The 14383-nt window shown below is 67.3% G+C and carries 14 protein-coding genes; 7 read left to right on the forward strand and 7 right to left on the reverse strand.

Annotated features, from left to right (window positions below; translation table 11 throughout):
• Positions 1–47 precede the first annotated feature (47 nt).
• Together ACX9MO_RS04600 and ACX9MO_RS04605 are read left to right on the forward strand one after the other, a co-directional pair.
• Complete coding sequence (locus ACX9MO_RS04600) at positions 48–1646, forward strand: phosphoenolpyruvate carboxykinase (protein ID WP_222491798.1); 1599 nt, start codon at positions 48–50, stop codon at positions 1644–1646.
• On the forward strand, positions 1646–2200 hold the full coding sequence (locus ACX9MO_RS04605) for a DUF3859 domain-containing protein (RefSeq protein ID WP_462213680.1): 555 nt from the start codon (positions 1646–1648) through the stop codon (positions 2198–2200). Before ACX9MO_RS04600 ends, ACX9MO_RS04605 begins: the two co-directional genes overlap by 1 nt.
• A gap of 22 nt (positions 2201–2222) precedes the next feature.
• On the opposite strand, the gene ACX9MO_RS04610 is transcribed toward ACX9MO_RS04605, so the two are convergent.
• Positions 2223–2993 carry a sulfite exporter TauE/SafE family protein gene (locus ACX9MO_RS04610; RefSeq protein ID WP_462213681.1) on the reverse strand — a complete coding sequence of 257 codons (771 nt, stop codon included), beginning with the start codon at positions 2991–2993 and terminating at the stop codon, positions 2223–2225.
• 146 nt (positions 2994–3139) lie between these two features.
• Between ACX9MO_RS04610 and ACX9MO_RS04615 the strand changes: the two genes are divergently transcribed.
• The 3 genes from ACX9MO_RS04615 to rimO all read left to right on the forward strand — a co-directional run bounded on the left by ACX9MO_RS04615 (position 3140) and on the right by rimO (position 7363).
• Positions 3140–4828, forward strand: coding sequence for an acyl-CoA dehydrogenase family protein (locus ACX9MO_RS04615; protein ID WP_462213682.1), 1689 nt, complete (start codon positions 3140–3142; stop codon positions 4826–4828).
• Between the two features lie 192 nt (positions 4829–5020).
• Entirely contained in the window at positions 5021–5629 is a 609-nt protein-coding gene (locus ACX9MO_RS04620) for a GcrA family cell cycle regulator (RefSeq protein ID WP_222491790.1), read from the forward strand.
• Positions 5630–5977: 348 nt separating this feature from the next.
• Entirely contained in the window at positions 5978–7363 is a 1386-nt protein-coding gene (gene rimO / locus ACX9MO_RS04625) for a 30S ribosomal protein S12 methylthiotransferase RimO (protein WP_462213683.1), read from the forward strand.
• Between the two features lie 405 nt (positions 7364–7768).
• Here rimO and ACX9MO_RS04630 read toward each other — a convergent pair whose 3' ends face one another.
• From ACX9MO_RS04630 to ACX9MO_RS04640, 3 genes are all read right to left on the reverse strand, one after another.
• The gene (locus ACX9MO_RS04630; RefSeq protein WP_222491786.1) at positions 7769–8020 is read right to left on the reverse strand and encodes a DUF6455 family protein; all 252 of its coding nucleotides are present in this window, start codon (positions 8018–8020) and stop codon (positions 7769–7771) included.
• Entirely contained in the window at positions 8014–8307 is a 294-nt protein-coding gene (locus ACX9MO_RS04635; protein ID WP_462213684.1) for a DUF6455 family protein, read from the reverse strand. The genes ACX9MO_RS04630 and ACX9MO_RS04635 overlap by 7 nt, the downstream gene beginning before the upstream one ends.
• 99 nt (positions 8308–8406) lie before the next feature.
• Complete coding sequence (locus ACX9MO_RS04640; RefSeq protein ID WP_462213685.1) at positions 8407–9147, reverse strand: M48 family metalloprotease; 741 nt, start codon at positions 9145–9147, stop codon at positions 8407–8409.
• 495 nt (positions 9148–9642) lie between these two features.
• On the opposite strand from ACX9MO_RS04640, the gene ACX9MO_RS04645 reads away from it, so the two are divergent.
• The gene (locus tag ACX9MO_RS04645) at positions 9643–10764 is read left to right on the forward strand and encodes a 5-methyltetrahydropteroyltriglutamate--homocysteine S-methyltransferase (protein ID WP_315900479.1); all 1122 of its coding nucleotides are present in this window, start codon (positions 9643–9645) and stop codon (positions 10762–10764) included.
• Positions 10765–10825: 61 nt separating this feature from the next.
• Here ACX9MO_RS04645 and ACX9MO_RS04650 read toward each other — a convergent pair whose 3' ends face one another.
• Together ACX9MO_RS04650 and ACX9MO_RS04655 are read right to left on the reverse strand one after the other, a co-directional pair.
• Positions 10826–11143, reverse strand: coding sequence for a DMT family transporter (locus ACX9MO_RS04650; RefSeq protein ID WP_462213686.1), 318 nt, complete (start codon positions 11141–11143; stop codon positions 10826–10828).
• 119 nt (positions 11144–11262) lie between these two features.
• Positions 11263–11757: an Lrp/AsnC family transcriptional regulator gene (locus ACX9MO_RS04655; protein ID WP_462213687.1), complete on the reverse strand. Its 495-nt coding sequence runs from the start codon at positions 11755–11757 to the stop codon at positions 11263–11265.
• Positions 11758–11882: 125 nt separating this feature from the next.
• Between ACX9MO_RS04655 and ACX9MO_RS04660 the strand changes: the two genes are divergently transcribed.
• Positions 11883–12815, forward strand: a complete 933-nt coding sequence (locus tag ACX9MO_RS04660; RefSeq protein ID WP_462213688.1) for a DMT family transporter — start codon at positions 11883–11885, stop codon at positions 12813–12815.
• Positions 12816–12871: 56 nt separating this feature from the next.
• Here the strand turns inward: ACX9MO_RS04660 and ACX9MO_RS04665 are convergent, their stop codons facing one another.
• A complete protein-coding gene (locus ACX9MO_RS04665) occupies positions 12872–14377 on the reverse strand; it encodes an aldehyde dehydrogenase family protein (RefSeq protein ID WP_462213689.1) in 1506 nt (501 codons plus the stop codon).
• Between the last annotated feature and the right edge of the window lie 6 nt (positions 14378–14383).

Raw genomic sequence — 14383 nt, forward strand, 5'->3', positions numbered from 1 at the left:
CCGGAACGGACACTGCCGCCCGCGCTGCGGCTACAGGAGCATTGATAATGGCATTTGGACGGGTAAACCCGGCATTCCGGCTTGAAGATCAGGGGATCAACGGCCTGGGCGATGTCTATTACAACCTGGTCGAGCCCGCGCTGATCGAGGCCGCCATCAAGAACGGCGAAGGGGCGCTCGGCAACGGCGGGACCTTCCTCGTCACCACCGGCAAGTACACCGGCCGGTCCCCCAAGGACAAACACGTGGTCAAGACCGACTCGGTCAAGGACACGATCTGGTGGGACAACAACGCCGAGATGTCGCCCGAGGGCTTCGATGCGCTCTACGCCGACATGATCGACCACATGAAGGGCAAGGACTACTACGTGCAGGACCTCGTCGGCGGTGCCGACCCGGCCTATGCGATCAACGTCCGCGTCGTGTCGGAACTGGCCTGGCACAACCTCTTCATCCGGCACCTGCTGCGCCGCCCCGCGCGCGATGAGCTGGACGCCTACATCGCCGACTTCACCATCATCAACTGCCCCAGCTTCAAGGCCACCCCCGAGAAGCACGGCTGCCGCTCGGACACCGTGATCGCGCTCAACTTCGACAAGAAGCTGATCCTGATCGGCGGCACCGAATACGCCGGCGAGAACAAGAAGTCGGTCTTCACCCTGCTGAACTACCTGCTGCCCGAGAAGGGCGTGATGCCGATGCACTGCTCGGCCAACCATGCCGTCGGCAACCCGGTCGACACCGCGATCTTCTTCGGCCTGTCGGGCACCGGCAAGACGACCCTCTCGGCCGATCCCTCGCGCACGCTGATCGGCGACGACGAGCACGGCTGGTCGGACCGCGGCACCTTCAACTTCGAAGGCGGCTGCTATGCCAAGACCATCAACCTGAGCGCCGAGGCCGAGCCCGAGATCTACGCGACGACCTCGAAGTTCGGCACCGTGATCGAGAACATGGTCTACGATCCCGAGACCTTCGAACTCGACTTCGAGGACAGCTCGCTGACCGAGAACATGCGCTGCGCCTACCCGCTCGACTACATTTCGAACGCGTCGGACACCGCGCTTGGCGGCCACCCGAAGAACATCATCCTGCTGACCTGTGACGCTTATGGTGTCCTGCCGCCGATCTCGCGGCTGACCCCGGCGCAGGCGATGTACCACTTCCTGTCGGGCTTCACCTCCAAGACCCCGGGCACCGAGCGCGGCGTCGTGGAGCCGATCCCGACCTTCTCGACCTGCTTCGGCGCGCCCTTCATGCCCCGTCGCCCGGAAGCCTACGGCAACCTGCTGCGCGAGAAGATCGCCAAGCATGGCGCAACCTGCTGGCTGGTGAACACCGGCTGGACCGGCGGCGGCTTCGGCACCGGCTCGCGGATGCCGATCAAGGCCACCCGCGCCCTGCTGACCGCGGCGCTTGACGGCTCGCTGAACGATGCGGAATTCCGCAAGGATGCGAACTTCGGCTTCGACGTTCCCGTGGCCGTGACCGGCGTGAAGACCCAGCTGCTGGACCCGCGCCAGACCTGGGCGGACCCGGAAGCCTACGACGCACAGGCCGCGAAGCTGGTGAAGATGTTCGCCGACAACTTCGAGCAGTACGTGCCCTACATCGACGAAGACGTGAAAGCGGCAGCCATCGGCTGATGCTGCCCCGGATCGCCCCTTCGGCACTGATCCTGCCAGCCCTTCTGGGCTGGCTCGCCGGCCCCGCGCAGAGCGAGGCCGGCGATTTCGTATCTGCCCCTCTCGACCTGATCGAATCGGGCCTCTTCTGCCCCCATGACAGCCAGGGACGGGCCGAGGCACCGGATACGGAACTGGGCTACATCCACCTCGTGCCCGCGGGCACGCGGGTCGATTTCGCCACGCACGTGGCCCCGGCCGAGCTTGGCATGGGGTTCGGCATCCGCTTCAAGCTGGCCGAGGGCGCGGCCCCGCGGCAGGCCCGCATCGTGATCACCCATCCCCCCATCGGCCCCGCGCAGGTCACCCGCGAAAGCTGGGTCGTCACGCTGGACGAGACCCCTTCCCTCTCGCAGTTCGTCTTCTCCGAGGACTACGAGATCCAGACCGGCCTCTGGGTAATGGAAATCGTCACCGAGGAGGAAACCCTGCTGCGACAGAGCTTCACGGTCGTCCCGCCGGGGGACACGCTGATCTCGGTCAAGATGTGTGAAGGGCCGTCGCTGCTGTCCTGAGCGGCCCGGCCCCGCGCGGGCCTCAGCCCATCAGCGCGCGGCGCACGAGGTTCGCACCCGCCACCAGCAGCACCACCAGCGTCGCCTTGCGGAAGGCCACCGCGTCGATCCGGTCCTGCACCTGGAAGCCCATCCACATGCCCACCAGCGCCAGCGGCAACAGCGCGACCGAGAAGGGCAGCGTCTTGAGGCTCAGCACGCCCGAACCGACGTGGGACACCGCCAGAAGCAGCGCCCCCAGCCCGTAGATCACGCCCTGGATGCGAATCTGGTCCTTCTTGGGGGTGTCCATCGCGGTCAGGTAGGCCACCGTCGGCGGCCCCCAGACGCCGGACATGCCACCGATGAAGCCCGCAAGCCCGCCCACCGTCGCCTCGACCCGGTGCGAGGGATAGCCCGACAGCCGCAGCGCCTTGCCCATCAGCTGGGTGATCGCGAAGACCACGATCGGCGCGCCGATGATCAGCAGCAGCACGTTCGCCGGGATCAGCCGCACCAGCTGGGCCGAGACGATCAGCGCACAGCCGCCCACAAACAGGAAGAGGCGGAACCGCTTGACCGATTCCCAGGCCGCCTCGGGCCCCTGCCGCAGCGCCTGCCAGCCGTTGGTGACCAGCGTCGGCAGGATCAGCCCTGCGAGGGCCAGTTCCGGCCCCACGACCGACGACAGCCCCGAGATCATGATCATCGGCATGGCAAAGCCCACCATGCCCTTGATCACCCCCGCAAGCAGCGCAATGGCGAGACACAGGGCCAGCGCCCCCGGCGACATCAGATCGGTCAGCATATCCATGCTCGCCTCATATCATTGCCCGATGCAGGAAACAGCGCAAATCGCGCACGAAAGAAAGCGACCAATTGTTGCGCGCATCGGAAATTATATTGCGCTGCGACTGCGAAATGATCTATGTGCAGATCGACCAAGGAAAGGTATGATTCATGGCACATGATGGACAGGAGGTCCCGATGGCTGGACCGGTACTTCTTCCCGATCTTCTTTCGCTCACCGCGGCCTCCGTGGCCCCGGCAGAAGCGCTTCTGGACGCCGCCCGCGCCCGCCTCTCGGCGGAGCTGAGCGTGGATGGCCGGATTTCCTCGCGCGCCGTGGAGGCCGCGCAGGGCGCGACCCACGGGCTGGCGTGGCTGGCCACCTATGTCGAGGCACTGCGCCAGATGCAGGCCTGGGCGCTGCGCCTTCAGGAAGCCGGCAAGCTGGGCGAGATCGAGCAGCTGATCCTCCAGATCGCCTTTGGCGAGTACCTGAACCAGCTCGCCGGCGGCATCCCCATGAGCCAGGGCGAGATCATGCGCCTGCCCGACCTCGGCCTGAGCGGCGAGGAGATCGCCGGTCTCTTTACGCCCGAGACGCGGATGCTGATGCACGCGGCCAACACGCAGCCCGCGCGCCTGCGCCTCGTCGAGTTGATGATCGAGCAGTCCGCCAATATCACCGTCGGCGCCTCCGGCCTCGAAGAGGAACTGGAGATGATCCGCGAACAGTTCCGTCGCTATGCCCTCGACCGGGTGGAGCCCAATGCCCACGAGTGGCACCTGAAGGACGAGTTGATCCCGATGGAGATCATCGAGGAACTGGCCGAGATGGGCGTCTTCGGTCTGACCATCCCCGAGGAGCACGGCGGGCTCGGCCTGTCCAAGGCCTCCATGGTCGTCGTCTCCGAGGAACTCTCGCGCGGCTATATCGGTGTCGGCTCCCTCGGCACCCGGTCCGAAATCGCGGCGGAACTGATCCTCGCCGGCGGCACCGAGGACCAGAAGGCCAGCTGGCTGCCCCGGATCGCCAGCGGTGAGATCCTGCCCACCGCCGTCTTCACCGAGCCCAACACCGGCTCGGACCTCGGCTCGCTGCGCACCCGCGCCGTGAAGGGCGAGGACGGCGATTACACGGTGACCGGCAACAAGACCTGGATCACCCACGCGGCACGCACCCACGTGATGACCCTTCTGGCCCGCACCGATCCCGAGACCTCGGACTACAAGGGCCTGTCGATGTTCCTCGCCGAGAAGACACCCGGCACAGACGACGATCCCTTCCCCACCCCCGGCATGACCGGCGGCGAGATCGAGGTGCTGGGCTACCGCGGCATGAAGGAATACGAACTCGGCTTCGACGGCTTCAAGGTGAAGGGCGAGAACCTGCTGGGCGGCGAAGAGGGCAAGGGCTTCAAGCAGCTCATGCAGACCTTCGAGAGCGCCCGCATCCAGACCGCCGCCCGCGCCATCGGCGTGGCGCAGGCGGCGCTGGACACCGGGTTGCAATATGCCCAGGACCGCAAGCAGTTCGGCGCGTCGCTGGTGAGCTTCCCGCGCGTGGCCTCCAAGCTCGCCATGATGGCGGTCGAGATCATGGTCGCGCGTCAGCTCACGTATTTCTCCGCCTGGGAGAAGGACCATGACCGCCGCTGCGATCTCGAGGCCGGGATGGCCAAGCTGCTTGGCGCGCGCGTGGCCTGGGCGGCGGCAGACAACGCGCTGCAGATCCACGGCGGCAATGGCTTCGCGCTGGAGTACAAGATCAGCCGCATCCTCTGCGACGCGCGGATCCTGAACATCTTCGAAGGCGCCGCTGAAATCCAGGCGCAGGTCATCGCCCGCCGCCTGCTGGCCTGACATCGCTGCGCAGGGCCGGCCCCCGGCCCTGCCCCGCCCCGGCGTCAAGCGGCGCCGCCGCGCCCTGTCTCCGCCGCAGATGCGATAGAATCGCCCACCACCTTGCGACCCCCGTGCAGCACAGCTAATATGGCCCCCTGATCGGAACCGGGCGGGCCTGCGGGCGCCGCCCTTTCACGCTGGGGAAAACACATGTCCTGGACGGATGAACGCGTCGAACTTCTCAAGAAGATGTGGAGCGAGGGACAATCCGCCAGCCAGATCGCGAAGGAACTGGGTGGCGTCACGCGGAACGCGGTGATCGGCAAGGTCCATCGGCTGGGCCTGTCCAACCGTGCCGGAGGCGCAGCCCCCGCGGCCGCCGCCGCGGCCCCTGCCGCCGCCGCACCCAAGCCCGAGGCCAAGCCCAAGCCCGCCGCCGCGCCCAAGCGCGAGCCGCGCCCCGCCGCTGCGGCCCCCGCGCCGAAGCAGGAAGAGCCTGAAGAGGCCAAGGCCGAGGAACCCGCCGCCGTGCCCGCGCGCAAGCAGATCATTCCCGCAGGCCAGCCCCTGCCGCCGCAGCCCTCCGCCAACGAGATCAGCCCCGAGGCCCTCGCCAAGGTGAGCGAAGTGGAGAAGAAGGCCCGGAAGCTGAACCTCATGGACCTGACCGAGCGGACCTGCAAATGGCCCGTGGGCGACCCGGCGACGCCGAACTTCTGGTTCTGCGGCCTGCCCGTGCAGCCCGGCAAACCCTATTGCGAGGCCCACGTGGGCGTGGCCTTCCAGCCCATGTCCTCGCGCCGCGACCGGAAACGGTAAGCCCCCCCCCCGGCAAGCCTCCCGGCGCGGCCCGCGTCCAAGAATTTTCCGCGGCAGTGGAGACCGGGTGCCCCGGTCGAGAGACCATCCCGGGGGCCGCGCGCCTCGTCTCGCGCGAGATTTGCTGGAGTGGTCTGGACTCTGCTGGAAACGCCGTCCGGAAAATGCGCATTTTCCGGTTCGGAATCTTCGAAGAATCCGGGAGGGGCGCTGCCCCTCTTGCGCCGCAGGGCGGCGCAATTCACCCCGGAGGTATATGGGGAAAGATGAAAGGCGGGCGTCCAACCCGCCGCCTGGCCCCGTTCCGAAACAATTCCCAAGTGCCCCGTTTAGCGCTATAGGCCGCCCATGTCCCAGAATCCGCCCAACCTCCGCCCCGACCTTGCCCCCGCCGCCCGCCTGGGCGACGCGCCCGCCCGCCCCGGCCAACCCGCGCTTGGGATGGTCAGCCTCGGCTGCCCCAAGGCGCTGGTGGACAGCGAGCGTATCCTGACCCGACTGCGGGCCGAGGGCTATGCCATCAGCCCGGATTACACCGGCGCCGACGCGGTGATCGTGAACACCTGCGGGTTCCTCGACAGCGCCAAGGCCGAGAGCCTGGAGGCCATCGGCGAGGCGCTGAAGGAGAACGGCCGGGTGATCGTCACCGGCTGTCTTGGCGCGGAGCCCGAGTACATCACCGGTGTGCATCCCAAGGTGCTGGCCGTGACCGGGCCGCATCAGTACGAGCAGGTGCTGGACGCGGTCCATGCCGCCGTGCCGCCCTCACCCGATCCCTACGTCGACCTGCTGCCGGCGAGCGGCGTGTCGCTGACGCCGCGCCACTACAGCTACCTGAAGATTTCGGAGGGCTGCAACCACAAGTGCAAGTTCTGCATCATCCCCGACATGCGCGGGCGCCTGGTGTCACGCCCGGCCCATGCCGTGCTGCGCGAGGCCGAGAAGCTGGTCGAGGCCGGCGTGAAGGAACTGCTGGTGATCAGCCAGGACACCTCGGCCTACGGGGTGGACCGCAAGCATGACCTGCACCCGTGGAAGGATGGCGAGGTGCGCAGCCATATCACCGATCTGGCCCGCGAGATGGGCAAGCTCGGCGCCTGGGTGCGGCTCCACTACGTCTACCCCTACCCCCACGTGCGCCAGCTGATCCCGCTGATGGCCGAGGGACTGGTGCTGCCCTACCTCGACATTCCCTTCCAGCATGCCCATCCGGATGTGCTCAAGCGCATGGCGCGGCCTGCGGCTGCCGCCAAGACTCTGGACGAGATCGCCGCCTGGCGCCGCGACTGCCCCGAGATCACCCTGCGCTCCACCTTCATCGTCGGCTACCCCGGCGAGACCGAGGCGGAATTCCAGACGCTGCTCGACTGGATGGACGAGGCGAAGCTCGACCGGGTCGGCTGCTTCCAGTACGAGAACGTGGACGGGGCACGCTCCAACACGCTGCCCGATCACGTGCCGGACGAGGTGAAGCAGGACCGCTGGAACCGCTTCATGGCGAAGGCGCAGGCGATTTCCGAGGCCAAGCTGGCCGCCAAGGTCGGCCAGCGGATCGAGGTCATCGTGGACGAGGTCGACGACGAGGCCGCCACCTGCCGGACCATGGCCGATGCCCCGGAGATCGACGGCAACCTCTTCATCGACGAGGGCTTCGAAGCACTGAAACCCGGTGAAATCGTCACGGTCGAGGTGGACGAGGCGGGCGAATATGACCTCTGGGGTCGGCTGGCCTGATCCTGTTAGCGGAGCGTTTCGGACGAGAGGCTGCCGGCCGAGGCTGGCGGCGGGATCTGAGTATTTCCGGAAAGATGAAGCCGGGGCCGTCTGAGCCCGGCAGGCGGCCGGGTTGATCGATCCGGCGTCCCGCGGTCGCGCGAAGGCCTGACGTCCGGGAGCGTGGCCGCGCGGTGTGAGCAGATGGCGGGAGCGCGTCAGACGGCAGAGGCCGATGGTACCGCGGTCGGCCGCCATGACTCCTGCGCCATAAAAAAATGCGCCGACGTGGCCCTCATCCACGTCGGCGCGCTTGCTCGGATCAATGCAGACGCGGTCCCTCTCGACCGGCGGCGCTCCCCAGCGTCCGATCTACCGCACATCGATCTTGGCAATCCGTCCCGCTCTTCCGGGCGGTATCTCTCCTCAGGCCACCGCCAGCCGGTCCAGCAGGCGCTTGTTGCGGCAGTAGCCGGGGACCTCGTGCACGCTGGCGTCGATGCTGGCGCAGCGGTCGGCCTCGGTGCAGCCGGTGCAGCGCATCACGGCGGCGCGGTAATCGCCCACCACCTCCGGTGAGCGATTGATGTTCTCGGCGAAATCCACGCCAACCCGGTCGGCCATCTGCGAGACCAGCGCGGCCCGCGCATCGAGGCGCTCGAAGAACTTCGTCAGCATGTCACGGTCTCCTTCCGGTCCTGCGCCGTGCCCAGCCGGGCAAAGACGGCGCGGTTCATGCAGATACCCGGTGCGGGCTGGGGATCGGCCTCGGCGCGCTCGGCCCGGTCGAGCCAGTCACGGCAGCCCTCCGGCCCGGTGCATCCGCGGCAGCGGGTAACCATGGCGGACCAGTCCTCGACCGTCAGCGCACCGCAGTCCTGTGCAGCGTCCAGATCGGTGCCCGTGGCCCGGGCCATCCGCTGGACGAGCCAGAAATGCTCTTTCACATCTCCAAGAGGCTTCATCGGCGTTTCCCTCGTTTCGTTGAAAGAGGGTTTACGCCGGGGGCGACTCGGGCACCTTGATCCTGATCAATATCGCGACAGAGGCCAGGCGGCGGCCTCTCACACGCCGTTGGCGAGCGCGTAACGCACCGTCTCGAGCCGCCGCGCGTTCGGCGGGTGGGTGCCGAGGAAGCTGTTCCCGGGATCGGGGATGCGGTTGAAGTACTCCGCCCCGTGCAGCGCGTCGAAGCCTGCCGCCCGCGCGATGATCGCGCCGAGCGCATCCGCCTGAAGCTCGTAGTCCTGCGAGTAGCGCCGCGCGCCGAGCGCCGCGCCCAGTTGCTGCGCCATCTCGAGCCCGGAGCCGCTGGCCCCGCCCGCGGCCGCCAACCCGCCCAGCACCTGCGCCCCGGCCATGGCATTGGCCTGCTGCTGGCCGAGGTGGTCCGAGATATGGTGCGCCGCCTCGTGGCTCATGACGAAGGCCATCTCGTCCGCGTTCTCGACCGAGGCGATCAGCGCGATGTTCACCGCGAGGATCGGGTGGCCGGTGTCATCGAGTGTCTGGAAGGCGTTGGGCGGATCGGTCAGCGAGCGGTCCACGACGATCTGGAAGTTGCAGTTCAGCTCCGGCGCACGCCGACGGCATTCCCGCTCCATCACCGGTTCCAGCCGGTCGGCCACCATGACGAACTGGTTCACCGCCTGCCGGGCCTGCGCCTGCAACGCAGCCTGATCGCGCGGCTGGCTCCGGGGGGCAGAGGCCCCCGGCGTCACGGTCACGGGACCTGTGGTGGTGACGTCGCAGGCTGCCAGAAGCGGCACGAACAGGGCGACGAGGAGGAGGCGCAGGGCGGTCATGGGCAAAGGTCCGATACCGGAAAGGTCTGGAGACAGGACCAATCTAGACCGAAGTCCCCGGGTGCTGCAGCCGCAAAACCCGCCGCGTGCGATATTCCTCCGATGCAATGCTTCCCATGCAACAAGCCCGCGGCTGGACCGTGACAGGACCGCGGCGCGACCGGACGTGGCCCCCGCAGGCGCGCGCCCCGGGGCTTGCCTTGACACCGCCGCGTATACAGGGAACAGATATGACACTCCGGTGCGCGGGGCCCGTGACGGCCACTGCACGCCCCTCGGGGGCCGCCCTCGCGGGTTGTGCCGGAGCCGCGCCGGGCCCGTCCCCGGCGGCAGGAGGAGGAGGAGCACGCACCCGTTTCAACCGGCCCCACCGGCCGGCATCTTCCTGTCCCAAGACCTATCAGCGCCGGCCCGTGCCGCCCCACTGCGGCCGCCGGCAAGACCGGGCGCCCGCCCTTCAACCGACCGGCCCCGAGCCGGGGAAAGGACCCAGCCGTGAAAGACCTTCCCAGCGATGCAACGCTGAAACCGCCGTTCCGCGCCGACCATGTCGGATCGCTTCTGCGCCCAACGTCCATTGCCGATGCGCGCAAGACAGGCGTCACCGGCGCCGAGCTGAAAGCCATCGAGGACGCCGCGATCCCGGCGCTGATCAAGATGCAGGAAGAGGTCGGCCTGAAGGTCGTCACCGACGGCGAGGCGCGCCGCGCCTACTGGCATTATGACTTCATGGGGATGCTCAACGGCTTCGACCTCGAAACGCAGGACGGCGCCGGTCTGGGCTTCCAGGGCGTGACCAACCCCGAGGTCTACCCGGTGATCAACGGGCCGCTCAGCTTCCCCGCCGATCACCCGATGCTGGACCACTTCAAGTTCGTGGCCGAGCATACCTCCGTCTGCCCGAAAATCTCGATCCCCGGGCCGTCATGTGTACATTTCCGGGTCACGCCGGAGAACAACCGCCACAAGCCCTACCAGGATGCGGATGTCTTCTTTGGCGAGATCGCGGCCACCTACAAGGACGCGGTGCAGGCCTTCTACGACGCAGGCTGCCGCTACCTGCAGCTGGATGACATCTTCTTCGCCTACCTCTGCGACGAGAAACAGCGCGAGATGCGCAAGTCGATGGGTCAGGACCCCGACTGGCTGATCGACCGCTACGCGTGGATGCTGAACGAATGCATCAAGGACCGCCCCGAGGACATGATCATCGGGATGCACATGTGCCGCGGCAACTTCAAGTCGACCCATGTCGCCGAAGGCGGCTACGACATGGCGGCCGATGCGATCTTCAACAAGACCGACGTGGACGTCTACTTCATGGAGTATGACACCGACCGCGCCGGGGGTCTGGAGCCGCTGAAGCTGCTGCCCAAGGGCTCCAAGCGCGTCATGGCCGGGTTCATCACCACCAAGACGCCCGAGCTGGAGCCGATGGACTGGCTGAAGGGCAAGTTCGAGGAGGCCTCGAAGTTCGTGGACATCGATCAGCTGGGCATCGCGCCGCAGTGCGGCTTCTCCTCCACCGAACACGGCAACAAGGTCACCGTCGAGGATCAGCGCAAGAAGCTGGAGCTGGTGGTGAACCTCGCCAAGGAGATCTGGGGCGAGGCGTAAGCCCGTCTCCCCGCAAGATCGAACGGGCCGGTGCATCGCACCGGCCCTTTTTCGTATCCCCTCAGCCCTCGGCCAGCTTCATCAGCAGGAGGCCCGCGGCAATCAGCCCTGCCGCCACCAGGCGCATCGGGCCGACCGCCTCGCCGAGGAAGGCGATGCCGACCGCGAAGGCGCCGATGGCCCCGATCCCGGTCCAGACCATGTAGGCCGTGCCGAGGGGCAGCTGCTTCATGGCGGAGGCGAGCAGCAGGAAGCTGGCCGCCATGGCGACCAGCGTCACGACGGAGGGCACCAGCAGGGTGAAGCCTTCGGATTTCTTCATGAAGGTGGCCCAGACCACTTCCAGCAGTCCGGCGATAAAGAGAGAGGCCCAAGCCATGGGGAGACCTTTCCTGAGCGCCGGGTCGTCCCGGCCATTCACCATTGCGGAGAGGTCGTCCTCTGCGCCGCAATCTGGCACCGGGGGCCCTGCGGATCAAGGCCCGGCCCCTGCCCCGCTCACCGTCCGCCGGAAAGGTGGCCCGTGGGCAACGCCGTGGTGTATTTCACCTGGTCGAGGGCAAAGCTTGAGCGGATGTTGGAGACGCCGGGGATCTGCGTCAGACAGTCGAGCACGAGCTCCTGGTATTGCAGCAGGTCCTCCACCACGACGCGCAGCATGTAATCCGCCTCGCCGGTCATGAGGTAGCACTCCATGATCTCGGGCCTGCCCTCGATCGCATCGGTGAAGACCTTGAGCGAGGCCTTGTCCTGACGGCTGAGCGTGACATGGACGAAGACGTTCACCAGCAGCCCCAGTTGCACCGGATCGACCAGCGCGACCGAGCCGCGGATCACGCCCTTGTCGCGCATCTCGGCCACGCGGCGCCAGCAGGGCGAGGCGGATAGGTTCACCGTCTCGGCCAGCTCGGCGTTGCTGATCTCGGCGTTTTTCTGCAGCACGTCGAGGATGCGGAGACTGGCATCATCCAGATGAACGGCATTTCTCGGCATGTCTTTCCTCCTTGGCGCAATATGACGGTAAAATTCTCCTATATTTCTCGCAGGCGCAGAAAGGAAGACAGGATTTTCCACCGTATAGGAGGCAGTCTGTTAACGACAGCGAGACAGGACAGACCATGGCCAGCATTCAGGGCGCCCTCCGGGGCCGCATCTCCACCGGCGCGCAGGATGACGCGAACACCACGCGGCTGTGGCTCATGGCGATGGTGCTGCTCTGGGGGCTCAGCTGGCCCGCGACGCAGATCGCACTGGTCTCGGTCCCGCCGCTCTGGCTCGCGGCCTTCCGCTTCGGCTCGGCCGCGCTCTGCCTCTTTGCCTTCGTGGCGGTCCGGGGTGAGCTGCGCCTGCCCAGGAAGGCGGACATGCCCATCGTGCTCAGCATCGGGCTCTTGCAAATGATGACCTTCACGGGCCTCGGCATGATCGCCATGACCAAGACCGACACCAGCCATTCGGTGCTGCTGGCCTATACCACGCCGCTGTGGTCGGTGCTGCTGGCCTGGGCGCTCTTCCGGACCCGTCCCAGCCGCGCGCAGCTGGCCGCCGTTGCCGTGGGCATCGCAGGCGTCGCGCTGATCGTCTCGCCGCTGGAGACCGACTGGACCCAGCCCGGCGCCTTCATGGGCGCGGGCTTCCTCCTGATCGGCGCGATCGCCTGGTCGCTGGTCATCCTGCACGTCAAGCGGCACAAGTGGGTGTCCTCGCCGCTGTCGCTGGCGCCGTGGCAGATGCTTCTGGCCACCGTGCCGCTGGCGATTGCCGCCGTTGTCGTCCACGGCGCGCCGCACCAGATCGCATGGAGCGGGCACCTCGTGCAGCTGTTGATCTACATCGGCCCGATCGCCACCTCGGCCTGTTTCGTGATCTCCTCCGAATACGGCCGCCGGATCAGCACCTTTGCCATGTCGAACTTCACCCTCGGCGTGCCGCTGACCGGGGTCGCCGCCTCGGTCCTGCTGCTCGACAACCAGCTGTCGCCCGTCTTCCTGATCGGCCTGACGCTGGTGATGGGCGGGATGATCCTTGCCGCCGCGGCCAGCCGCCGCTGACCAACAGCCATCGCGCAAAGAAACGCCCCGGCCCGCTCAGGCCGGGGCGTTTTGCGTCAGACGTGCTTGCGCCCACCCGCGTCGAGGAACCACTCGTCCGGATAGGGATACCACCAGTCCTGCCGCACGGGCCGGTGATCCATGATCACCATCTTGGTGCGGCGGAAGGCATCCAGCCCCTGCCGCCCCAGCTCCCGCCCCATGCCCGACGCCTTCCAGCCGCCGAAGGGCAGCGCGTCGTTGTCGATCATCGGGTTGTTGACCCAGACCATGCCCGACTGCAGCCGCTCCGCCGCCTCCTGCGCCTCTTCCAGCGAGGTGGTGAAGATCGAGGCGCCGAGGCCGAAGGGGCTGTCGTTCGCTGCCGCGATGGCCGCGTCGAAGTCCTTCACCTTGGCAATCGCCGCGACGGGGCCGAAAATCTCCTCGTGCATGATCTCCATCTCGGGGGTGCAGCCGGTGAGGATCGTGGGGGCATAGAACCAGCCGGTGTTCTGGCCCGCAGGCGCGCCGCCGCCGATCTCGACCTTGGCGCCCTTGGCAATCGCATCGGCCACCAGCCGTTCGACCTTGTCCCGCGCGGCCTTGCTGACCAGCGGGCCGATCTCGGATTTGTCCAATCCGTTGCCGATGCGCAGGGCCGCCGTCTCCTCGACGAAGGCCGCGACGAAGGCGTCGTGGATGCCTTCCGTGACGAAGAGCCGCTCGGTCGAGGTGCAGACCTGCCCGGAGAGGTGGAAGGCCCCGGTCACGGCCCCCGCCGCCGCCACCGCAAGGGGCGCGTGATCGGTGATGATCATCGGGTCGGACCCGCCCGCCTCGATGATCGCCGGCTTCATCAGACCACCTGCCGCGGCCCCCACGGCACGCCCCCCGGCGACGGAGCCGGTGAAGGCCACGGCGTGGGTCAGGTCGGAGGCCACAAGCGCCTTCCCCACCTCTATGTCGCCCGGCAGGCAGGCGATGAGCCCCGCGGGCATCTCGTCAAAGACCTTCATGAATTCGAGCGTAGACAGCGTCGTCGCCTCCGCCGGTTTCACGACGCAGCCGTTGCCCGCCGCCAGCGAGGCCGCGACCGTCCAGCACATCAGCAGCACGGGGAAGTTGAACGGCATGATATGAGCCGAGACGCCGAGCGGCTCGTAGCGCGCATATTGGAACGAGCCCGCCTGTGTGGAGCCCGCGATCTTGCCCGCCTCGTCGCGCGCCATTTCGGCGTAGTAGCGGAAGATCGAGGCGCAGTTCGCCACTTCGCCGATGGCCTCGGGATAGGGTTTGCCCATCTCGCGGCTCATCAGGATGGCACAGCGGGTCATGTCCGTGGCCTCGATCCGGTTCGCCAGCCGGTGCAGGTGCCCGGCCCGCGTCTTGGCGTCCAGTGCGGCCCATCCCGCCTGCGCGGCGTTGACCTGCGCCAGCACCTCGGCCAGTTCGCCCTCGCCCACCACGGCGCGGGTGCCGACGCGCTCCAACGTGGCGGGGTCGATGACGTCGACGCTGCGCCCCGCGCTCTCGCGCAGGCCGGGCGTCAGGTAATAGCGGGGCGTGTCGATATCGGACATCTGTTC

It is taken from the genome of Pseudooceanicola profundus (assembly GCF_054919315.1).

Excerpts from the sequence above, each read along its gene's own strand:
- ACX9MO_RS04605 (WP_462213680.1), top strand. The coding sequence starts at position 1,646 with ATGCTGCCCCGGATCGCCCCTTCGGCACTGATCCTGCCAGCCCTTCTG.
- rimO (WP_462213683.1), top strand. The coding sequence starts at position 5,978 with ATGTCCCAGAATCCGCCCAACCTCCGCCCCGACCTTGCCCCCGCCGCC.
- ACX9MO_RS04650 (WP_462213686.1), bottom strand. The coding sequence starts at position 11,143 with ATGGCTTGGGCCTCTCTCTTTATCGCCGGACTGCTGGAAGTGGTCTGG.
- ACX9MO_RS04600 (WP_222491798.1), top strand. The coding sequence starts at position 48 with ATGGCATTTGGACGGGTAAACCCGGCATTCCGGCTTGAAGATCAGGGG.
- ACX9MO_RS04615 (WP_462213682.1), top strand. The coding sequence starts at position 3,140 with ATGGCACATGATGGACAGGAGGTCCCGATGGCTGGACCGGTACTTCTT.
- ACX9MO_RS04620 (WP_222491790.1), top strand. The coding sequence starts at position 5,021 with ATGTCCTGGACGGATGAACGCGTCGAACTTCTCAAGAAGATGTGGAGC.
- ACX9MO_RS04610 (WP_462213681.1), bottom strand. The coding sequence starts at position 2,993 with ATGGATATGCTGACCGATCTGATGTCGCCGGGGGCGCTGGCCCTGTGT.
- ACX9MO_RS04640 (WP_462213685.1), bottom strand. The coding sequence starts at position 9,147 with ATGACCGCCCTGCGCCTCCTCCTCGTCGCCCTGTTCGTGCCGCTTCTG.
- ACX9MO_RS04630 (WP_222491786.1), bottom strand. The coding sequence starts at position 8,020 with ATGCTGACGAAGTTCTTCGAGCGCCTCGATGCGCGGGCCGCGCTGGTC.
- ACX9MO_RS04655 (WP_462213687.1), bottom strand. The coding sequence starts at position 11,757 with ATGCCGAGAAATGCCGTTCATCTGGATGATGCCAGTCTCCGCATCCTC.
- ACX9MO_RS04635 (WP_462213684.1), bottom strand. The coding sequence starts at position 8,307 with ATGAAGCCTCTTGGAGATGTGAAAGAGCATTTCTGGCTCGTCCAGCGG.
- ACX9MO_RS04660 (WP_462213688.1), top strand. The coding sequence starts at position 11,883 with ATGGCCAGCATTCAGGGCGCCCTCCGGGGCCGCATCTCCACCGGCGCG.
- ACX9MO_RS04665 (WP_462213689.1), bottom strand. The coding sequence starts at position 14,377 with ATGTCCGATATCGACACGCCCCGCTATTACCTGACGCCCGGCCTGCGC.